The sequence below is a fragment of the Vibrio sp. 2033 genome (genome assembly GCF_033339735.1).
Genome location: NZ_JAWOVC010000003.1, coordinates 184,429 through 206,819, shown reverse-complemented (window position 1 = coordinate 206,819; position 22,391 = coordinate 184,429). Strand labels below are relative to the sequence as shown.

16 protein-coding genes are annotated in these 22,391 nt (G+C 42.1%); 8 read left to right on the top strand and 8 right to left on the bottom strand.

The window, feature by feature from the left end; all coding sequences use genetic code 11:
• Positions 1 to 100: 100 nt before the first annotated feature.
• Both R7P74_RS06615 and R7P74_RS06610 read right to left on the bottom strand, forming a co-directional pair.
• Complete coding sequence (locus R7P74_RS06615; RefSeq protein ID WP_318122763.1) at positions 101 to 1,714, bottom strand: VRR-NUC domain-containing protein; 1,614 nt, start codon at positions 1,712 to 1,714, stop codon at positions 101 to 103.
• A gap of 67 nt (positions 1,715 to 1,781) precedes the next feature.
• Positions 1,782 to 3,014, bottom strand: a complete 1,233-nt coding sequence (locus R7P74_RS06610; protein WP_053349165.1) for an L-lactate MFS transporter — start codon at positions 3,012 to 3,014, stop codon at positions 1,782 to 1,784.
• Between the two features lie 576 nt (positions 3,015 to 3,590).
• On the opposite strand from R7P74_RS06610, the gene R7P74_RS06605 reads away from it, so the two are divergent.
• Positions 3,591 to 3,947 (top strand): hypothetical protein, encoded by a 357-nt coding sequence (locus tag R7P74_RS06605; protein ID WP_005376535.1) that lies wholly within the window; start codon positions 3,591 to 3,593, stop codon positions 3,945 to 3,947.
• A gap of 103 nt (positions 3,948 to 4,050) precedes the next feature.
• On the opposite strand, the gene dcuC is transcribed toward R7P74_RS06605, so the two are convergent.
• Positions 4,051 to 5,418, bottom strand: a complete 1,368-nt coding sequence (gene dcuC, locus R7P74_RS06600) for an anaerobic C4-dicarboxylate transporter DcuC (protein WP_005376528.1) — start codon at positions 5,416 to 5,418, stop codon at positions 4,051 to 4,053.
• A 359-nt stretch (positions 5,419 to 5,777) separates the two neighbouring features.
• The gene (locus tag R7P74_RS06595; protein WP_017821552.1) at positions 5,778 to 6,902 is read right to left on the bottom strand and encodes an acyl-CoA desaturase; all 1,125 of its coding nucleotides are present in this window, start codon (positions 6,900 to 6,902) and stop codon (positions 5,778 to 5,780) included.
• Between the two features lie 271 nt (positions 6,903 to 7,173).
• Between R7P74_RS06595 and R7P74_RS06590 the strand changes: the two genes are divergently transcribed.
• A complete protein-coding gene (locus tag R7P74_RS06590; protein ID WP_005376525.1) occupies positions 7,174 to 7,722 on the top strand; it encodes a GNAT family N-acetyltransferase in 549 nt (182 codons plus the stop codon).
• An 89-nt stretch (positions 7,723 to 7,811) separates the two neighbouring features.
• Here the strand turns inward: R7P74_RS06590 and R7P74_RS06585 are convergent, their stop codons facing one another.
• Complete coding sequence (locus R7P74_RS06585) at positions 7,812 to 8,429, bottom strand: HAD family hydrolase (protein ID WP_225473033.1); 618 nt, start codon at positions 8,427 to 8,429, stop codon at positions 7,812 to 7,814.
• Positions 8,430 to 8,791: 362 nt separating this feature from the next.
• On the opposite strand from R7P74_RS06585, the gene R7P74_RS06580 reads away from it, so the two are divergent.
• Entirely contained in the window at positions 8,792 to 10,837 is a 2,046-nt protein-coding gene (locus tag R7P74_RS06580) for a hybrid sensor histidine kinase/response regulator (RefSeq protein WP_318122762.1), read from the top strand.
• A 103-nt stretch (positions 10,838 to 10,940) separates the two neighbouring features.
• On the opposite strand, the gene cqsA is transcribed toward R7P74_RS06580, so the two are convergent.
• Positions 10,941 to 12,122, bottom strand: coding sequence for an alpha-hydroxyketone-type quorum-sensing autoinducer synthase (cqsA, locus tag R7P74_RS06575; RefSeq protein WP_151515634.1), 1,182 nt, complete (start codon positions 12,120 to 12,122; stop codon positions 10,941 to 10,943).
• A 337-nt stretch (positions 12,123 to 12,459) separates the two neighbouring features.
• Entirely contained in the window at positions 12,460 to 13,404 is a 945-nt protein-coding gene (gene ylqF / locus R7P74_RS06570; protein ID WP_005376521.1) for a ribosome biogenesis GTPase YlqF, read from the bottom strand.
• Between the two features lie 446 nt (positions 13,405 to 13,850).
• Here ylqF and R7P74_RS06565 point away from each other — a divergent pair, with 446 nt between their 5' ends.
• The 5 genes from R7P74_RS06565 (at position 13,851) to R7P74_RS06545 (ending at position 21,680) form a co-directional block, all read left to right on the top strand.
• On the top strand, positions 13,851 to 17,516 hold the full coding sequence (locus tag R7P74_RS06565; protein ID WP_318122761.1) for an ATP-binding protein: 3,666 nt from the start codon (positions 13,851 to 13,853) through the stop codon (positions 17,514 to 17,516).
• Positions 17,500 to 18,666 (top strand): EAL domain-containing response regulator, encoded by a 1,167-nt coding sequence (locus R7P74_RS06560; protein WP_005387483.1) that lies wholly within the window; start codon positions 17,500 to 17,502, stop codon positions 18,664 to 18,666. The genes R7P74_RS06565 and R7P74_RS06560 overlap by 17 nt, the downstream gene beginning before the upstream one ends.
• The gene (locus tag R7P74_RS06555) at positions 18,659 to 19,255 is read left to right on the top strand and encodes a response regulator transcription factor (RefSeq protein ID WP_017635347.1); all 597 of its coding nucleotides are present in this window, start codon (positions 18,659 to 18,661) and stop codon (positions 19,253 to 19,255) included. Before R7P74_RS06560 ends, R7P74_RS06555 begins: the two co-directional genes overlap by 8 nt.
• 9 nt (positions 19,256 to 19,264) lie before the next feature.
• Positions 19,265 to 20,635, top strand: a complete 1,371-nt coding sequence (locus R7P74_RS06550; protein ID WP_005390063.1) for a GGDEF domain-containing protein — start codon at positions 19,265 to 19,267, stop codon at positions 20,633 to 20,635.
• Between the two features lie 157 nt (positions 20,636 to 20,792).
• Positions 20,793 to 21,680 (top strand): LysR family transcriptional regulator, encoded by an 888-nt coding sequence (locus tag R7P74_RS06545; protein ID WP_017635345.1) that lies wholly within the window; start codon positions 20,793 to 20,795, stop codon positions 21,678 to 21,680.
• On the opposite strand, the gene R7P74_RS06540 is transcribed toward R7P74_RS06545, so the two are convergent.
• On the bottom strand, positions 21,677 to 22,285 hold the full coding sequence (locus R7P74_RS06540) for a response regulator transcription factor (protein WP_017821556.1): 609 nt from the start codon (positions 22,283 to 22,285) through the stop codon (positions 21,677 to 21,679). The genes R7P74_RS06545 and R7P74_RS06540 overlap by 4 nt on opposite strands.
• Between the last annotated feature and the right edge of the window lie 106 nt (positions 22,286 to 22,391).

The following is a 22,391-nucleotide window of genomic DNA, read 5'->3' as shown; positions in this document are numbered from 1 at the left end:
GATCGTGAAGAAACGAAAAAATGTTTAGAAAAAAGAGCAAGGGGCGATAACCGAGGGGCGGTTTGAGTGAACAAACACCAAGCTCTTTATATAGAGTAAGTTAAGTTGCTGCGACGTAACACACCGCAAACGGGACATTAAGGCGAGTAAACTCTTTGATCCAACGCCATTGGTTATCCTGGAGTTTATCGCCAGGGCCTTTCACTTCAATCCACTCGAACTCGTTTTCTTTAAAAGCAATGAGATCCGGCATCCCATTACGGTAAAGCTTAAGGTCGCTCAATTGTATTTTGAACAGCGCCATCAGCATATTGGTTGGGATAGTGTTGAGTGCTGTTTCGAGTAGCTCTTTACTTATTAAGTTCCAATGTACAAATGGATTACTGATGCCAAACTTCTCATCGTATTTTGTCAATAACATCTGGGTGTTGCCCGCTTCTAGTTCGGCAAAAGCGGTGTCTATCAAAGCTTGGCGCTTGGTAACAAAATCCGAGTGATATAAATCTAAAGGACGGTGTTGATAAGCGTTAATGAATGCCCCTTCAATAGGAGCAAAAATCGCATCCCAAAAAGTGAGACCAAGTAATGCATTAAGCAGTGCATTTTCGGCGTAAAATACAGTCCAGCCTAAGGACTCAAAATACGCTTTGCTGGCGAGTTCGACTCTCTGTTGAGATAAATCCAGTTCAAGGCGGTATTCCGTACAGGTTGGCTTCGTCACTCTTGGCACTTTCTCGCCTTGTTTTCGTTTTAACCGTTGCTCAAGTTTTTGTGCAACTTCGAGCTCAGACACATCGATCGGTGAGTTAAGCATATCTGTGACAATGTCACAAAATAAATCATCATGGTTTAATTTGTCATAGATACGTGCGCGTCGTTCTCGGCTCGGTGTGAGTTGAGTTTGGCCAAATAGAGATAGGGCGGTCTCTAGATCATTAAGCCGTTCGTAATCACGTGCTATGTCATTCAACATGTGCTCGCGTTTACGATCTACGTAACGGTGTTTAACGGGCTGAGGCATTGCCTCAATTAATAAGTCGAGATTGGCTTTGTCTTTTCGGTCAAATTGCCAGTACAGGTTGGCCAACTGGCTCAGTTCAATTAAGCGGTCTATTTGCTCACGTGAATCAAAGAAACGGCGCACTTTACTCAATTGATATTGCTCGAACTGATGCAAACCTAAGTCATCAAGCACAAACTGACTTAAGTCTTGATGGGTGTTGGCAAAAAACAGAGTGAGCAACACGTCGATCATATGAGCTGAATTGAGTTTGACGATCGTAAACTCAAGCTTCTCTATACGATCAAATTCCGCATTACTCAAACGTTCGACAAGGGCGTCTTTCTTGAGTGATTTCGGCAGTTCGGGATAAAGCGCAGAGATTTCTGGTTTGGTCAGTAAATTGGCCGCTAACTCTTGATGAGAAAGGGGTGGGGAAAGGGCTACAAACTCATGTTGACTCAATTCTGCCAGTGCTTCATTGATAGAAGGTATTTCTGGATAACTCAGCTTATCACTTCGAAACCAACATCCCTTTCGGCTGTATAAACGTACCAAAAGGCACTGGGCGTGTTTGCTCAAAGAATCAAACGAGCAAAGCCATGCGTGTTCTTCCTTGGTCAGTAAATCGCTGTACCAAGTTACTGCGTGATGAGTCAGCTTAAAGAAGTTCTCTAGATAGTAGTCTGGTACAAGTTCGATAGGGCTTTCCATAAACGACCGATAACAAAAAAGGCTTAACCCATAGGTTAAGCCTTTTTGCTATCAAATCAATTCGCAATTATGCGTTTTTTAGCTGTGCTACTTTCGCATCAGACAATGGCTTAGTGATGAACGCAAGTACGATACATACTGCCATCATTGCTGAAGAAATTGTGTAAGCCAAGGTGTAGCCGTCGCCATTTGTCATCGAGAAACCAACAACCGCTGCGCCGATTGCACCACCGATACCCCATGCTGTGTAAAGCACGCCGTAGTTAGTGCCGTAGTTTTTCAGACCGTAGAACTCAGCCGTTAGAGTAGGGAATACCGCTAGAAGTGTACCGTAACCTACCGCTGCGATTGCTGTACCGATGATCAGTGTAAACTCAGAGTCGAACGTCGCGAACAGCACCATGTTTACGCCTTGTAGAACGAACGCGAGTAGAAGCGTACGAACACCGCCGATTTTATCTGCAAGCATACCCGCGGCAACACGACCGCCAGAGTTGAATACAGCAAGAATAGACGCTAGGTAAACCGCGTTTGGCAAGTTTGCTTGAACGCTTGCGATTGTCGTGATGTTACCGATGATCATTAGACCAACAGAAGCTGCGAACGCGTACATGATCCATAGAGAGTAGAACTGTGGCGTTTTCAACATTGCTTTCCAAGTTAAGTCATCTGACTTTTTCACCGCTTTAGGTGCTTGGCCTTCTTTTACTTTAGGCTCAGCAGGTGTGTAGTCTGCTGGTGGGTTGTTGATGGTTGCTGCAAGAGGAACTGCAATCGCTAGGATACCAACACCAAGAACCATAAAGCTAGTTTGAATGCCCATGCTGTCTATTAGCGCAGAAGTTACTGGCGCAAGGTAAATAGCCGCTAGACCGAAACCTGCCGCAATAATGCCGTTAACCATACCTTTCTTCGAAGCGTGGAACCACTTCATCGCAGAAGGTGATAGGCATGCGTAACCAAAACCGATACCTGCACCTGTGATCACACCGAATGTAATGTTCAACATTAGTGGAGAGTTCACAAAGCCAGAAGCGATCATGCCCAGACCTGTAAGAACAGTACCTAGGATAAGGATCATTCGAGGGCCCATGCGGTCTTGAAGAATGCCTGCAATAAGAAGACAGATAGAGAAAGTGATGGTTGCAGTTGCGTAAGGTGCAGAAGCTTCTGCAGCACTCCAGCCTGATTCAGTTACCAGTGCCTTGTTGAATACACTCCAAGCATACAGGATGCCAAGACAAAGGTTGATACAGAACCCTGCTAACAGGATGCGCATAGCTTTATCAATCTTGCTCATTTTTATTCTCAGTTTTTCCTCTTATTGGCAATGCCGCAAAGAAGGTTGGTTTAAAGATGTTTTTTCTCAAAATTAGTTTGCGTTTTTCAACGTTTAACGCAATGAGCGCGGATTATAACCAATAAATATGTGATTGGAATCTCTTTTTACGGTTACTGATAAAATAATTTGCAACATTAAAAGTGGATGTGAATTCATGGTTTTGTATGTAGTAAGAACGTTGTAAAAAAGTGACATTTTTTGTTCACTAATAACGAATGATGAGTCAAGACAGAGAGGTTTTACGCTGTTGAGTGCACAGTTCACATTTCAAATAAAAAATTTCAAAATGTTTCCATGTTAACCATCTGTAACAAAAATGGCGAATTTATCATCTGACTGTCGTAAGTATCAGATGCAAAGGGTTTCTTAATTTTTAATTGTTAACCTTTTGTAATAATTGAAGCTGATTAGCTTTTATGTTCATTAAGTGAGCAAAAAAGTAACTTGTAATTGCTGATTTTAGGCGCAGAATATAGTGAAAAATGAGTTTTCATTTATGAAGGGATGCTTTTTAGATTTGTTGTGAGGTGACTTATGAAACTGTTCCTATTACTCATGGCTTCGGTATCCGCTGGTATCGCATCAGCAGACCACATCCATTCATTTATGTTGGGCTTATCTATTGCTTCTTTAGCGGTAGGTAGCTGTTATTTCTTCGCATTTCGCAGCTCGCGCTTTCCACAGCTTGCTTTATTCCTACTCATTTGCGGTATGCTTTCTAAGTTGACGATAACCGTAGTCGGTGTGATGTGGGGAATGTCCGCGGAATTAATCACGTCTCCAATCGTATTCGCACTTTCATATTTATTCTTTTCGCTTGCCGTTACCTACTTATGGTTTAGCTACAGAGAGAGCATCACTAAGATTCCTGACCGATTTAAGTCAGCGTAAATCAACACATTAGAATAAAAAAAACGCCAGCACATTTGCTGGCGTTTTTAATTAAACGTAATTTTGTTCGGATATTGCTTTTAGTTTGATCGTGGCAATACCGTTAGGCACTCATTGGAACAAGCACCATAGTACCAATAATCACCGTGATAAGGCCTGCTAGAACTGGAACGGATGTGCGTTTTACAACCTCAAACGGGCTGATGTTTGCCATACCTGATGTCGCAACGATTACGCCAGATACTGGTGAGATAGTACGGCCTAGGTTTGATGCTTGAAGCATCGGGATAATTAGGAAAGCAGGGTTTAATCCCATTTTCGCAGCCAAAGATGGTGCTAACTCCACGAACGCATAGAAAGGCGCGTTACCCGAACCCGTTGCAATTGCTGCTGCAACTGTCAATGCAGTTAGAATAAGCATTAAAGCAACGCCGCCTGCACCAGCATTATCTGCTAGATGAAGTAGGTTATCGATAGCTCCGATAGACATCAGACCTTGTGCAAAAACCCCTGCGGCAACCAAAAGCATCACAACGCCTTTGAACGCGTCAGCCATGCCCGCGTAACAAGAATCTAAATCTTCTAGTGATTTCTTACCATCGAACTTATTTACAACATAATGGATCAGAGCTCCAAGGAAAATCGAACCAACCACAATAGTGTAGATGTCTAGACTAAGTCCTGGAATGGTACGACCGTTGAATAGGAAAACGCCGATGATAGGTAGAAATGGAAGAGCTGCATAAAACGCTGGTGCGTCAGCTTTGATCTCTGATACATCAATTTTTTCCATTGGTGTATTTTCTTTCTTATCTAAGTATTTGTTCCAGAAGAACGCTGCCGCTGCCATGACGATGATTGCGCAAATAGAAACAGGCAACACAGTTTGTACCGCAAACACATCAAGCTCTAAACCAGACTTTTCTGCTGCGATAACAACATCACCAGAAGTAGGAGAAAGGATGATTGCCGCTGGAGAGGCACACACTGCAACGGCTGCTGGACGAGAAATGCCCATCGCGACCATCATTGGGAATAATGTCGCCATTAATAGTACGCCAAGGCCTGTTGCAGAACTTACCGCAAGAGACATTAAACACGCCACAATGTAAGCCGCTACCAAAAGGACGTAAGGAGACTTGATGACAGAAAGCGGTTTAGAGAACTGTTTCACTACCACGTTGTTCGCGCCGATATGAGTCATGTATGACGCAAAACCACAAAGCAGCATGATTTGCATACCAAGACCGCCACCGCGGTATTGAAGCATGTATTTCACGTATTCAAGCGCATCTGTCACCATGTTACCAGTTGAGGTGATTTTTGACGGCAGCACGTCGTGCCCCAAAACGCCAGTCATAAGAAGTAAAGCAATACCAGCGGTCAGTAACACGCCCGCAGCTTTATAGCCTTTGACAATAAAGTAACCCACCGCAATGGTAACCACTAAGCCAATTAAGAGCTCTAACATAGGGATCTCCGAATGTTATGTAAAAAAGAAAGAAACTGTTTCAGTTTATGACAAGGAATTTACAGAATTCTTAGCTGTGGCACGAGACAAATATGGGGCTTGCATGATCTGAGACAAATAATAATTTAATAAATAATTTCGTTAGATTGTATTGTTGGAATTTGGTTTTCTAAGTGTTATGTGCTGGTTTGAAGCTATTTATAGGAAGGAAAATATGACTAGGAAAGTGAATGAATAAAGAGTGAATTGATTCACAATAGGAAAAAGACTTTACTCAGTAAGCAATTATTGGAAAACACTCTTCACAACAAAAAAGCTTCGCCGAAGCGAAGCTAAGTAATCGTAAGAATGAGGATAAACTATGCGTATCGACGAACCATAAGGTTCCAACTACGCTGCTGCCGTTCGAACTCTGCTTTAATTTGCTGGTACTTCATTTTCGTTACAGAACATTCGTATTTTTTTACCACACTGGCAGTTTTGGCACCGAGTACTTCTTTGCGCATCTCGTAGTATTCCTGCATGTGATGAACTAGAGTATCAAACTCGTGCTGCAGCTGATCGAGGATTGTTTGCGTGTTCGGTTTCGATTCTAGCTTTTCTCTTGCTTTCTTCAAAAGTTGACTCGCACGGGCTTTTTCAATTCTAAATGTAGGCGTTGTGCGCAACTTAGATGTGAGTCCTAGCCAAGAACATGACTTTATCAACCACTTCGTTGGGTCGTAATGCCACCAATACACGCCATTGCGATAGTCATTCTCGAAAATATGATGGAAATTATGGTAACCCTCTCCAAATGTGAAAAAGGCGAGTACACCATTATCGCGAGCAGTGTTTTTGTCTGTGAAAGTTTGCTTACCCCAAATATGTGCGAGGGAGTTAATGAAAAAAGTCGTATGGTGACTCATAAAGAGTCGAGCCGCACCAACGACCAATAACATCCCCCAGATATCACCGTAGATCAGTCCGAGCATGACTGGGAAACCAATATTAGTCAGTAGGGCAAGTGGAACATAATACTTATGCTGCCACATGACGATTTTGTCGCGCTTTAGATCACGGCAGTTTGTATATTCGTTTTCCTTTGATTTATTGTAATCACGTAACATCCACCCAATGTGAGAATACCAAAAACCCCGCTTGGCTGAATACGGATCTTTATCGTTATTGTCGACATGTTTGTGATGCACACGATGATCAGAAGACCAATGTAATGCACTATTTTGCAAAGAAAATGCTCCTCCAATCGCAAAAATGGCGCGCAAAATAGGATGAGCTTCGTACGTTTTGTGGCTCCAGAGACGATGATAGCCTGCTGTAATAGAAAGGTTAGTAAAACTAAATGCAATCACTCCCCAAATTAGATGTTCCCAACCCAGTCCAAAATGATATGCATACCAAGGCATTACAATAAAAGTCAGAACAAAACTGGCAGAAAATATCAATGTATTCAACCAGATAACAGGTGGTTTGTTTTGAGTCACAGGTGTATCCCTAACTTTGAGCTAACAACTGTTCGCCAGAATATCAGCGTACACATGTAAGTCAAATTAAAGTTAGACAAATGTGACTATTCCTTTGGGTGTAGATTAAGGAACTTGATGGGATATTTTGCTTTTAATTGAATAATGAGTAGTATTAAAAAATGAGCTCTGGCTTAAGGTGTATAAAATCTGCCAAGAAACAAGTGTTATAAAGGTGGAATATACCGAGACTCTATAAAGAAGCAAAAATGTAAGAAAATAGGAATACGTAATGGATTTACGATTAGCGGAATATAAGGACTACGAGCGCATTGCGCATCTTCATGCGGATAGCTGGAAGCGTCATTACCGTGGCATTCTTAGTGATAACTATCTTGAGAAAGAAGCGATTGACGACAAACTACTGATTTGGCAAACCCGTTTGACCAACCCACCATTCAATCAGCACATTGTCTTGGCGGAGGAGGGAGGTTTGCTACTTGGCTTTGTTTGTGTGTTCGGCAACCATGATTTCGAGCGTGGAACCTTTATTGATGCATTGCATGTTGATGACAGTTACCGTGGTCGTGGGATTGGTAAGCAGCTATTACTTGCTGTCGCCGAATGGCAACAGCAGTACTTTAAAGACACAGGTCTTTATTTAGAAGTTGTGTCGCAAAACATTTCTGCGATTGAATTCTATCGCCACATTGGTGGACAAGAGGATCAAGAGCGAACTTGGCGCGCACCTGATGGCAAAGAGGTGTTAGAAAAAGTATTCCGTTGGAAGAACGCCCAGTCATTAGTTAGTGGGATTGAGGAAAACGTGATTTACTCCTAACCTAGCGTTCTAAAACACTAGATAAGAGCAGTCTCAACACTGCTCTTTTTTGTTTATGCACCCTAACGTTATGTTTTATTAAAAGCTTTCTAGAAGTTAACCCCCATGGCTTTTAGTTCGAGCTCACATTGCTGAGCATTTTCAAACTGAATAGCAGCCATGCCAACTGCTCGGGCACCTTCAACATTGTAAGGCATGTCATCAAGAAATACTGTCTCTTCGGGGTTAAGCTGATACTTTGAAAGTAGAGTTTGGTAGATCTCCGCTTGTGGTTTTAGTAATTGAACTTCAGAAGAGATGATTGCTCCATCAAACAGTGGCCAAAACTCATAGGTAGTACGAAGATGTTCCACAATTTCGTTGATGTTGTCTGTGAGCGCATATACGCCATATCCGGCTCTTTTTACTCGTTTTAACAGCTCTATACTGCCGTAAAGTAATATTTGAGTGTGTTTTACATAATAAAAGAAGCGGTCCATTTCTTCCGTTGTTACTTGGTGTTCATGTTGATAACGCTGTTTTGCTTCCCTTTCGGAGATCGTCCCTTTATTTAAATCTTTCCAGATTTGTGATGAAAATAGCATCTGAGCCATTTTCTCTGACTCTACGGAACCACCAAATGTTAAGCGAACGATTTCTACTGGAGACCAGCGTACCAATACATTACCTACATCAAAAATGACATTTTTTATCTGGAAAAAATTCATGACACACCCCAAGCCAATTGTTTGTCACCGCGCTATATGCGGTGAGTGCTGTTTTGAATCGTTGGAAAGTCGTGCCAAAGGCGCGACTTAAGTTTCTAGAACAAAATGAGATTAACATCCAATTGGATACAGAGCGATTATCGCAAAATTACACTAAACTATATGCAACTTTGTTTATTTGGTTGTAAATCAAGTGCAGCTGTCTTAAAAGATTGAAACTAAAGATAAGTATTGCGAGCTGTTTACGTCATTTCGCGCTGCTTATAAATGATGATTAATATATAATTAGTTAATAATAAAATGATAAAAGTGAATCAAAATCACATTGTTGTGCGTCAGGCGGAGTAAGCAAAACAGATTATATGGACTCGATACGTAAGGTTTATCAATATGCAGAACCAAACCTAACTCTCGTTGGCTGGATGGGGTTTCTTGGCTTTCCGCTGTACTACTTTGTCTGGGAGTTTGCCTTTCCACAGGCTTATGAAAATTTACCTCTTAGATTGTTTTGCTCGTTATTGTTTTTCGGCATCATTTTTAGAAACCGCTTATCATCGACTTGGAGAGATTATGTTCCTATTTACTACCAAGTGACGATAACGCTGTGCTTACCGTTTTTCTTTTTTTATATGTTACTGATGAATGACTGGTCCAATGTATGGGTTATGTCGTTTATGTCTGCAATTTTCTTACACATTTTACTGGTTCATGTTACTAGGGTCATGTTTGCTCAAACCTTTGCTGGGATAGGTTTAGCAACATTCTTCGCTTGGGTTGCAAAAGGGTTCCATCTTGACTTGACCATGGATTGGACTCATGTGCCAATCTTTCTGTTTATTTATGTCTTCGGTAATTTGTTCTATTTTCGTAACCAAGTTGAACATGAAGCGAAAGTCTCGCTGGCAAAATCATTCGGGGCAGGGATTGCACATGAAATGCGTAACCCGTTGAGTGGGCTTTGCACTTCAATAGATGTTATCCAGTCGATCTTGCCCAACATGAAAGAGGCAGGAAAAGAGCAGTACGTCATGAGTGTAGAGGATGTCACCTTATTACGTGAAGTGAGTCAGGATGCAATGAACATTATCCAATCGGGTAATGAAACCATCGATTTATTGCTAACTTCGATTGATGAAAATCGAGTTTCTCGTTCTAGCTTCAAAAAATATTCAGTTCACTCGGTCGTTGAACAGGCAATTGAAAGCTTCAGTTATAAACGTGCCACTGATCGATTTGCCATATTGCTGGATGCGAGAAGTGAGTTTGAGTTTCTAGGTAGTGATACGTTACTTAAATACGTTATGTATAACCTCTTCAAGAATGCCTTCCATCACCGTAAATCTGAAGATTTTCACATACATGTATCCATGATAAGTTCAGAACGCTTTAATCAAATTGTTGTAACCGATAATGGTGCTGGCATTGCTCCTGATGTTCTACGCAATATCTTTCAAGACTTTTACACCACTGGCAAATCAGGAAGTTATGGTTTGGGTCTACCGTTTTGTAAAAAAGTCATGCGTTCATTTGGGGGGAACATTGAGTGTCAATCTCAGTTAGGGGAGTGGTCTCAATTTACATTAACTTTCCCACTAACGACATCTGATACCGTTACTGAAATCAAAAACGATCTGACTAAACTCAAAACCATTCTAACGGTGACTAGCCAAGATATCTTGGTGTCTAAAGTAACAGATATTAGCCGTTTTATGGGCTTTGACTCGACGATTTTAGATGCCAACCAAGTACTCAAAAAGAAAGAGTACGAGTTCGAATTCGATCTGATTTTTATCGATCTTGAGAGCTTAGATTCAAGAGCAAACCAATTGGATAGATTAGAATCTCTCTTGTCTTTCACTGAAGCACGCATCGTTTATCTTTTTGAGCATCATCCGACTCAGAGAGCACGCAAGGCTGCATATGAACCTATTTGGATCGAAACGCAAGCCTGGTTATTGAATACTAAACCAACGGTTGAGCGTCTCTTATATGATTCAAGCTATGTATCGACACCAACGGCCTCGGTGACGTTAGATAATTCAAATAAGCGCACAATTATGGTCGTGGATGATAATGAATCTTTGCGTAAATTCACGGCAATGTTACTTGAAAAGCAAGGCTTTGAAGTGATTCAGAAAGAAGACGGGCAGCAGGCTCTGGATACACTAGAGCAAGAAGATGTTGATCTCATTCTGATGGATATCGAAATGCCAATTATGGATGGTGTAGAAGCGTCTAGGCGAATTCGAAGCTCGGATAAAAACTATGCGTCGGTACCTATTATTGCACATACAGGGGATAGTTCACCTGTCACGTTGGACAAAATTGGGTCTTCGGGTATGTCTGACTTCATCGTAAAACCGGCGGATAAAAATCGCTTGTTCGATAAAATCGCAAACTGGATCTAATCATTCGCGACTTGTTTTCTTGAGGCGAGTTGCTCACAACGAATAACACGAATAAAGAGCTCAGCAAAACTGTTGAGCTCTTTAGTTTTATCTACACACTAACTTATACAAACTCTAAGTCAGGGTGTGCAAATGCTTGTTGGCAGACAGTGAGTACATGATCAACTTCAGCAGCAGTCATGTCTGCATTGACTGAAAAACGAATGATGTTTTTGTTCCTTCCAGTTGCAGGGCGGCAAAACACTGCGCCGTAAACATTTCGCTCTTCGAGAAAGTCGCGGACTCGCTCAGTGTTTCTCTCGTTGCCGCATTCTAATGCGATAATTTGTGATTCACTGCGAATAGTAAATCCAATGCGTTTTAAACCAACGGCTAAAGACTTGGCTCTTTCAAACAGAATGTCTCGCTTATCATCTGATTTTCTTATAACGTCCAGTGTTTTCTCTAGCCGAATGATCTCTTGCGGTAATACGGTAGAGCTAAATATTGCAGGGTACGCCACAAACGGAAGCGTCTTCGACAGTTTTTCTGGGCCTAAAATCGCGCCAGCACGATAAGCAAATGTCTTGGCAAGACTAACGGTAATAAAATCTACCTTATGAGTTAAGCCAAGACCCTGCAGTATCCCCGCACCTTGTGGACCGTGTGTACCTAAAGAGTGTGATTCATCTACAACCAGGCCGCAGTCAAACTCCTGTGCTATTTCGTAGATATCACGTAGAGGAGCGATGGTCCCGATAGTGCTGTAAACCGAATCCACAACAATGATCCCTGAACCGTGACGTGAAATCTGTTTTCTTAGGTGACTGGTGTTGTTATGCATGAACGGATGAATTTGTGCTCCGGCAATACGTGCGCCTTCCCACAAAGACATATGTGCAAAGAAATCAATGTACACAGGTATGTTCGGTGCACAAATAGTCTGCAATAAACCGACATTCGCAGCCCAACCAGATTGAGAAAGTAGACAACTAGGCATACCAACGAAACTGGCTAGTTGCGTTTCAAATGCAGGTTTCGATTCATCATCTTGTAAGAAAATCGCGGACATCACGACGTTGTCATCGTGCTGGGAAATCGCATCACGATGCGCGTTTTGAATCTCCTTGTTATGAGACAGTGCAAGGTAATCATTGCTTTGCAGGACAACGGCATTACACGGTGGGCGTTTACCAAGAACAAGGTGTTTTTTGTTCTCATTCGGTTCGATTAGATCTTGAATATAAAAATCTAGGCGTTCCTCGATAAAGGAGGGAAGTGGTTTGCTTTGTATAGTTTCACTCATAATAAATCTCTTCTTCATATGGAAAAACGCCAGCGCTGACACTTATTCATATTGCGGATTTTGGGGAGAGTGTCACTAACCAGGTTGCATAAGTTTGCAGACCCTTGCAAACTCGACATTTGAGGGTTGGATGGTGGCTGTAACTCTATAGGGGCCCGGGGTCTAAACTAGTTTGTGCTTAAAGTTTATACGGCGATTTTGCGGTGTTTTTTCGTGCTTCATATCTGGGATTTTGGATGAGGAATATAAAGTTTGAAAAGTGAAAAAAATGGGCGCATTAGATAACAAAAAAGGCGCGAAAATCGCGCCTTGAAACATGAGTAGATAAGAGACAAGCTTATCGCTTATTACGTAAATAGCGCTTACGACGCTCTTCTTTACGCTTCGCTTTCTCTTCTTCTTTACGGGCGGTTTCAATCTCGACTTCAATCAGCTCTTGAGTGATCATTTCTGGGCGTTCTAATGTAATTTGGCCCAAAGTGCCTTGACGAAGTTCGTGCAATAAGATCTCTGATACTTTGTGCAAGTCAACACGTCCACCTGCACGTAGTGCACCGCGGCGACGACCAATTTCTTCCATGATCTCGATATCTGATTCTGGAAGCTCTTCAATTTGATAACGCTCTTTAAGCTTATCTGCATAATGAGCTGCTAGGTATTCAATGGTATAGAATGCGACTTCGTCATATTCCATCGCTGTATCTTTTACCGCGCCAGTAGCCGCAAGGCGGAAGCCACTGTGTGGATTTTCCACTTTTGGCCATAAAATTCCTGGAGTATCAGATAATACGATGCCATTTTGCAGATTGATACGTTGTTGACGACGTGTAACCGCGGGTTGGTTACCTGTTACAGCGATTGTTCGACCTGCGAGGGTGTTAATGATCGTCGACTTTCCAACGTTTGGGATGCCCATGATCATGGTGCGAATGTTTTTACCAATTTCTTCTCGGTGTGGGGCAAGTTTGCGGCAAAGCTCCATGATTCGATGCACTTCTTGTGGTTCAGAAGTCGTGATCGCCATTGCTTTTACATGTTGCTCTTGTTCCAAGTGCTCAATCCACAGTTGAGTTAATTCTGGATCGGCCAAATCACGTTTGTTCAAAACTTTAACGACAGGTTTGTCACCACGGATTTGAGAAATCAAAGGGTTTTCACTACTGAAAGGAATACGAGCATCCAGTACTTCGATGATCACATCCACTTGAGGGATTGCTTCTTCGATCTCTTTACGTGCTTTGTGCATGTGGCCAGGAAACCACTGGATTGAGTTATTAACCATTTGAATTTAATACCTTAATTTTTCTAATGCTCCAGCGGTTGTAAAGTAGCAATGTGAATCTTGAGTAATACAATACTAGAACGCATTTTCTAAAACTGTGTTTACTTCAAGCTGCTCGAAACCGCGGAGTTGAGCTTTCTTTCATGTTAATACGTCAGTTTATCATGGAATGATGATGAATCATTCAAGATGAAAGTAAAAAGCTATGGCGTGCAAACCTAAAAGCACACATCTCTTATATATACCGACTCGCAGTGAATATCCGTCTGGGTGAGAGACCGAACGCAAACGCTGTGTAGTCAAAGGTGGATTGTGTTGTCAGATTGTTCTGACGGATTTTGGTTTTTTGATTTTATATCAAAGCTTTATTTTTATTTCGCTATTGAGCGAAGTTTGACTTTTATCTGACAAAAACTAGTCTGAGCTTCCATTCAGAGGAAGCAGTCATGCTCAGTATTCTTAGAAGTATTACGGTATCGTCCGTCGCCTTAATTTTTTTAGCGAGTTCTTTTTGCTCAACTGCCAAACAGAGTCCTAAACCGAAGGTCATCGTTGGTGTTATTGCGCAAGACGAAGCTAAAGACTCGTTTGACGGTAGCGTTGGTCCTTCGTACGGAATTAGTCTTGAGTATTTGTCTAACATTACTAAAGCTTTGGATTATGAGTTAGAACTTCGGACTTACAAGCATATTCCGTCTTTACTTGCGGATGTCGAAAGCAAGAAGATTGATGGTGCGGTTGGATTTAGTAAAACAGCAGCAAGAGAAAAGCGTTTCTTGTTTTCGATGCCTTTCTTTTCGAGCACTATCGCTGTTTGGTATCGGAATGCCACTTACCGAGATAGTGATGCGCGTGATCTTAAATGGGTGTGTGTTGAGGGCAGTGTGTATTGTGACAACCTCACTGAACGCGGTATCGATAAGATACATTACGTTAAAACACGTTTAGAGGCGTTTAATGAAGTTAAGCGAGGTAAAGCGAACGCGCTGATTTACACTTACGTTGGTATTACCCAATATTTGGATTTGAATGACATTGTAAAAGGGGTTGTCGATATTCCCAGTTGGTTGAAAAACGAAGAGGTGAGTTTTATCGCTTCGTTGGACAAACAGAGTCTGATCGATGACATCAACAAAATCCTTCAGTGGGAGCAAAATGGAAAAAACATTCGCTCCGTCGCCTCGAAAAATCCTTACCATATCAGTGATAAGTTATTGGTAGATTACCGACGTAATCATCAAAACAAACTAGTGATAACTTACAGCAGCAGTGACGAAGCTTATCCGTTTCTATACCGAGATTCGCAAACGGGCGAGCTAGACGGTTTCTTTCCAGACTTCATCGACTTATTGCAGTCTCGTACTGGCTTGAGCTTTAAGTATGTGAAACCGACGTCGAGCCTTTCTAATGGATTAACGGCATTTGATGCCGATATAGTCCCCGTTTCTTATGTGGGTGAGCTACCTAAGTCAGATTGGTTGTTCACTAAACCATTCATGCACAGTAATTACGTGGCTATCCAAGCGGAGCAGAGCAAGCGCGATAAATCTGCACTGAAAGAAGCGGGTATTCTGCTCACTTTGAAAAAGCAAGGGTTAGTTCATTTGGGCACTTTGCAGCAAGGCCAAGTTGATCATTATAATGATTTGAAGAAGCTGCTTACCGATTTGAAATCGGGCGTTTTGGATGTGGCTTATATTCCTGACGACATCGTTCACAACATGATTGCACAAGATCAAGTCGATGACTTGGTGATCAATGCGGAGGACGTTTTGACGTTCTCTAATGCATTTGCGGTTGCAAACCACAATACACAACTGCAACACATGTTGAACAGCATCATCGAAACCATTGATTCTAACGAGATCGAAAAACTGCTGCGTTCTCACCGAAGCTTCAAACTGACTTATGGCTATGACGCGGAGCAGATCGCTACATTTGTTGTTGCTGGTTCATTCATATTCTGTCTCATGTTGATTGCGGCGTATTTCATCTTATCTCACATGCGACTTAAAGTGAGGTTAGCCGAATTTAATGCTGACAATGAGGAAGCGGAAAAGCAATGGCTGATGGACATCATCAAAGAGATCAATAGCTTGGTTTTTATCCATAGTGAAAATAACCATATGGAGATGAGCAATTGTGCGAACTACAACAGTAAACAGTGCCAACAATGTAGTTTGAAAAGTGATTCTGCGCACGTTCCTCTGGTGAATAATTTTGATGAACTGACCACTGTTATTGCTGGAAAGCGTATTTCAGAAGAGGTTGCCTCGTCGGGCTGTGAACTTGATATTAAACATGTATATCGAGAACGCAAAGTCATCGCTTCTCCTAGCGGTAAGAACAAGTTTGTACTGACTGTGATTCAAGATATTACCCAGCAAAAAGAACGTGAACAGGCGTTAATCGATGCGCAAAAAGAAGCGCAAACCGCGGTACGTGCGCGCGAAAACTTTTTGGCAACCATGAGTCACGAATTAAGAACGCCATTGTCGGCAGCACACGGCATCCTCGATTTGCTAAATCACCAAGTGACGGCAGATTCAAATCGCGAGTTAATTGCCCAAGCCATACGCTCGCTCAATCATTTGAATACGTTAGTAGACGAAGTACTGGATTATTCAAAGTTAGAGGCAGGGCACTTAACCGTCGCCCCAGTTAAGAGCGACTTGCTTAAAACCTTGTGCGATGTGTTTCGAAGCTTTGAACCACGAGCGCTCGCGAAAGGTTTGGATTACAAAGTGACAATCAAACCATTTTCGAATGCTTTCATTGAAATCGACGCGCTGCGATTGGTGCAAATTACCACCAATCTACTCTCCAATGCGGTGAAATTCACTGCGGAAGGCGAGGTTGGAATCAGTGTCATTCTTCATGAAAAGCAGCTTATCTTGAAAGTGGCAGATTCAGGTATCGGCATGACGGATGACCAACTCGAAGGCATTCTCAATCCTTTTGTTCAAGCGGATGACACTATTACGCGTAAATATGGCGGTACTGGATTGGGGCTAAGCATTGTTGACCGATTGATCGACTGCATGGGCGGCGTGCTCTGCATCGATTCACAATTTGGCTTGGGCACGACGATTACCGTCAAACTGCCAATTGAGCATTGCGACTCTGAGCCAGACGTTTGTTTGAACTGGACGTATAGCGAGAGCTTACCACTTAATGTTCGCCAGTGGTGTGACGCGTGGAAAATGCGTCCAGCGACGTTAAAAACAATGGTGGCGAACCTTCACCCTACACACGACAGCGATGCCAGTTTTAATGGCCTAATGCTACGTGACGAACAAAGGGTACTTGGCAGTCTTACGCTAAGAGAGATTCAATATCCAGATACATTGTTCAATTTGCTCAGCCAAACGCAGCAAGAAACCAAGCTTAGTGACGTAAATCAAGAAGTGGTTTCTTGGGTTCTCGGCACGGTACTGGTCGCAGAAGATAATCCCATTAACCAAAGTGTGATAGCAATGCAGCTTCATGAACTTGGAATCGAACCTGTCATTGTGAACAACGGCCGCGAAGCATGGGAATACATCAACCAAGATGAAAACGTTGTGTTGCTGCTGACCGATTTTCATATGCCAGAAATGGATGGCTATGAGCTTGTTAGGCACGTGAAAAACTCCGAATTTAAAGCAATTCCAATCATCGGTGTGACAGCAGAAGATGCTCGTCTTGCCATTGAGCGCACACAGGATATCGGCATTGATGATGTGCTCTACAAGCCCTATGACCTTAATCAATTAAAAACCGTTTTGATTCCATTTATTGGCGAAAAAGAGAGGGGTAGGCTGCCCGGCTGGATTAAACGGTTCAAAGCACAGGACGCAAAAGAGATTGCGCGCGTGTTTAGTCAATCAATGTCTACAGATATAAAAAACTTAAACGCCGCATCGACTGAGCGAGACAAAAAACGGGTCATTCATGGCATCAAAGGAGCGGTTGGGGCGATAGGGGTAAGCATGCTGACTGAGCTTTGCATTGAGGCAGAACGAGTTACTGCTGCGGAGTTTGACAAGCGAACAGCGGAGCTAATTTTACGAATCGAGCAGGAGATCGAAAACATAAACTATTGGGTAGAGACAAATGAATACACAATTTAATGTGATGGTGATTGATGACCATCCGCTACAAACCACAATACTTACGCAAATATTGGATCGCTATTGCGCGCAAGTCGTCCCTTTTAACTGTGTGGATGCCGCTATTCAGAGTGTGCAGGAACAATATTTTGACGTGATTTTTTGTGATATCCAAATGCCCGGAAAAGACGGCATCGATATGATGGAAATGCTCGATAAAGTCCAGTACCAGGGGCAAGTTGTACTGGTCAGTGCAATGGAATTGACCATTATTTCTGCGGTAAGAGCCATGTGCGAGGGATTTAGCTTTGAAGTATTAGGGAAGCTGCCCAAGCCATACGATGAAAATGAAGTCGTTGATTTGTTGGGTAAAATAAGAGATGAAAAAGCGAAACAAGCCAGCTTTGCTCAACCGATTGAAGTGGAAGATCAAGAATTCCTGTTTGCTCTGGCTGAAGGGCGCGTGAAAAATTATTACCAGCCTTTAGTCGATGTGCAAAGTGGGGAAGTGCTTGGGTATGAAGCGCTCGCGCGTTGGAATCATCCTATTTATGGTGTGTTACCCCCTCATTATTTTTTGCCAATTGTAGAGCGTTGCCGCCTTTCAGGAGAGTTGTTTCAAGCTGTATTGAGTAATGTTATCTATGACATGAAACACCGCGGATTGACGCAAAACGTATCCATCAATGTAGACCATGAAAATTTAGAAGATACGGCGTTCTCTCATTACTTTTTACAGCAATGTTTAGAGAGCGAGATTGACCCATCACAAATCACCATTGAAATTACAGAGCGAGATACATTTCAGACTAGCGCGTCCCTGTACAAGAATTTACTCAAGTTGAGGATGAACGGTGTCACTGTCTCAATAGATGATTTTGGCACGGGTTCATCAACGTTTGAAAAACTGGCTCAACTGCCATTCAACGAGTTAAAAATCGATCGTTCGTTTGTACAAGGTGTCGAATGCGACATCAAAAAACGCAACATCGTTGTTGCTATTTGCGCGTTAGCGAAAAGTTTGAATATACGACTGGTCGCGGAAGGTATTGAAGACGAAGTCACACTGCAAGCGATACGTGAGTATGGGATTGATCTTTGCCAAGGCTTCTACATTGATAAACCCATGCCACTAGAAGCCATAACCATACTAAATGAAAGATATGAATAAATTGAATTACTTGATCTTTGACGATCATCCTCTCGTTTGTGTTGCAATCAAGTCGTTGTTGGAAGAGTTAGGAAAAACAAATGGGGTATTTACTGCAACATCAGCGAAGATGGCATTACAAATATTGAAAAAGGAAGAAATTCAACTGTTGATCTTAGATGTGAACTTGGCAGATTGCGATGGGTTTGATTTCTACAAACGTATCAAATCCCATGGTTATGAAGGCAAAGTCATTTTCTTCTCCGCTGAAACTAGCCAAATGTACAGCCAAATGGCTTTTCGTTCTGGCGCTGATGGCTATGTGTGTAAATCGGAAAATCACGACATTCTTAAAGACGCGATAGAAGCGGTAGAGAAGGGGTATACCTTCTTCAAATTTAAGCAAGTTGTTAATAGCGTTCGAGAAATGCCACAACTTTCAAGCAGAGAAAGCGCAGTAATGAAGTATTTATTACAAGGAAAGTCCAATCGAGAAATCGCTTCAGTGCTATCAATAAGTGACAAAACAGTCAGCACATACAAACGTCGTCTATTGGATAAATTTAACGTAAAGAACATTGTTGAGCTAACAAGAGTGGCGGGGGCGTAAGACCGCATCATGACACTTAAAAGTATCGCGTTGTCTCTTTTCATCGCAACATTACTATTCGTCACTTCTGTCACAATGATTGGTGCGGTGTTAATTTCTTATGAAGTAAAGCAGTTCAACACTTACGCGAATAATTTAGCCAAAATAAAACAAAAAGTGATTCTCATGGGTTTATTGACGGAAGCGCAGCTCGAGCAATACAAAGGCATGAGCGTGAGTGAAGTAGAAGCGCAAACAGAGCTGAGCTTTCGAGATGCGATTTACTCCCTGTCACCTTATGAAAAACTCAATTACGTTGAATCTGTTGCACGGAAATCGCTTCATCAGGCTGAAGCGTATTTATCAAATGCGTTCAATCGACAAAATGCCGTTATGTATTTTCGTTCTTATACTGGAAACAAACTCATCTTAGAGAGACCGATTGAAGCGTTAGAGGGAGTGAAAGCCACATTTGATGTTGATTGGTGTAAAAGTAATTATTCTTGTGTGTTAGCTGCGTGGAAAGAGCAACTGACGGACCGGGTATTGTTTTCCCTACCATTTAAAACGACATACTCCGATGACATGGCGATAAGCATCATGAGTCCGGTTTACTTTCAAGGTGAGTTAGTGGGGGAGTTCTCGGAACAATTGTACCTCTCGCCGCTTTACAATGATGGGAAAGCGGTGGATGTTCAAATAGCGAATGGGAACAAACAAATGGTGATTTATTTCGCTGGCTACCCCTTTCCATCATTCGCGTACACCCAATCATATGTCGCAGACAACAACAATCTTATCGTTTACATGTACCCATTCAGTAAAATTGTATTGGATTACGTGTTCTTGTTTATCATCTTCTTTTTCGTAACCTTAGCGTATTACAACAAAGCTTATGAATCTAAAGAGAGCAAACTTCGCCTCGCGAAAGCACTGACGAACGTGACGAAAGATGATTTAACGGGATTGTTTAACCGCAGAGTCTTTCAAGATAGCGAATTCAAACGTCGTTTGGAAACCGCGCCATATTCCGTCATTGCAATAGATGGCGATAGGATCAAGCGAATCAATGACCATTACGGTCACCATGTAGGGGACGAAGTTATTGGGATTATTGCTGATGCTATGTCTAAAGTGTTTCGAAATAGTGATTATCTAGTTCGAACTGGTGGTGATGAGTTTGTTGCGATTCTGCCAGGTTGCAGTATCAGCCAATCTTCAATATTGGCGAAGAAGCTTCGTAGTGTCGTTAAAGATAACCGACTAAAGACCTTGGATATCGAAGTTAGTGTGAGTACTGGTATCGCGGCGAATGAGTTACACGAAACGCTTCAGGACGTTATTGTACGTGCAGATGAAGATCTCTATGAGATGAAAAAACACAGACAAAAGTCCCATTAAGCAGGTCTGGTATTGACTAAATGCCAAGTTACGGAACATAACCATGACATAACTGTTTGATTAATTTGACCAAACAGAATGAGTGGTCTTTTATATTAGAGCAGTCAACAAATAGTGATTGCTCTATTTATTATCGACCTTACATCTGGTGTCGCACGTGAACAAAGATCTCGACTTAAACTTACTTAAAATACTTGTCTTACTGGATAAGCACCGTCAGCTCAAGCCCGTTGCGAAAGCGATGGGGAAGAGCGAAGCGTCAATTAGCAAATACCTTGCCCGATTGCGACTCCAGCTAAACGATGAATTGTTTATTCGGCATCCTCACCACATGGAACCGACGGACTATTTAAAACGTCAATTACCTAAAATTTCCGATGCACTCGAGAAGCTTGAAACTTGTCTAATTAGAGATGAGTTTGAACCGGAAAACTACGAAAAAGACATCACCATTTGTTTACCGCAAACCGCTCAATACTCATTTGGGCATTTACTTGCAATGGATTTAATGGCGCTGTTTCCCAAGGCGCACATTTCGATAGCAACGATTACAGAGTATACGATAGAAGAGATAATCCTAGGCAAAGTGGATGCGCAGTTACATTACTTCAACGAGGATGTTCCGAAATCTGTTTATCAAAAGTTCATTGGCTATGCGCCTGCTGTGGTAGTTGTTCCTGAAGAGCTGGGAATTACCACCCTGGAAGAAGCGGCCAAACTTCCCTTTATCATGTTAGAGATTATCGGTTGGAAAGAGAAAGAGCAGCTCGTTAAGCGTGCAATGGAAAGCCACGGTATGGTCATCAACCGTATTGCGGCTCTAGACAACGTAAGCAGCGTATTGAAGCTAATTAAGCAAAAAAGCGCCGCAACCGTGTTACTTGAATATCAGGCGCCAATTGATGGATATAAATTTATAAGAGTGCCAGAGCATTTTTACCCAGATGGCTGGCCAAAAGTGGTTGTACAGGTGAAGCAAAGCTTAAGACATGATGCAATGCACCAGTTGTTAATCGGTGCTATTGCAAAATACATGAGCGCTTAGCGGCAAAACTCAATGTTTTCTGACTGAGGAATAGTATGCAGAAGTTCAATCAACGTGTCCGCATGGTACTTTTTCAGAATACGCGTTTTGTAGGTGCTGATTGTTTTAGCGCTGAGTGAAAGTTGTTCAGAAATCTTCTTATTTGAGTAGCCTTGTACAAGATAATGGAACACCATGGCTTCGCGATTTGAAAGTGTTACGTTACCCGACGATGGTGTGTGAGTCGACTTAAACATTGAGTAACCGCGTGAAACACTCACAATTGCGTCAATAATGGTCTCTCTTGTTTCATGTTTGCTTAAGAAGCCATTTGCGCCCATTTCGTACGCTGCTTTAGAAAGACTCGAGTAGTCACGTGAAGAAACAAATAACAGTCGGCCACGATATCCTGTCGCTAAAATGTTTTTGGCTAAACGCATACCATCGCGGTCGCCAAGCACTACGTCTAAAATAATCAAATCAATCTTTTGGCCTCGGACAAGATCCATCACTTCCGCACTGTCAGTGGTTTGAATCACTTCAGCTGCGTTGATTACAGATTCAACTAGAGAAGCAAGTGCTTCGCTATACAATGGTTGAGCGTCGATAATAAGAACATTATTCAAAGTGAACCTCACCTAATACATCAACTAGTGTGCTGTCAGGCGACAGCGCAATTGGATGAATAGGATTGTAGGAAAAACCTTGCTAAGAGGAAGGAAAATGACTCTT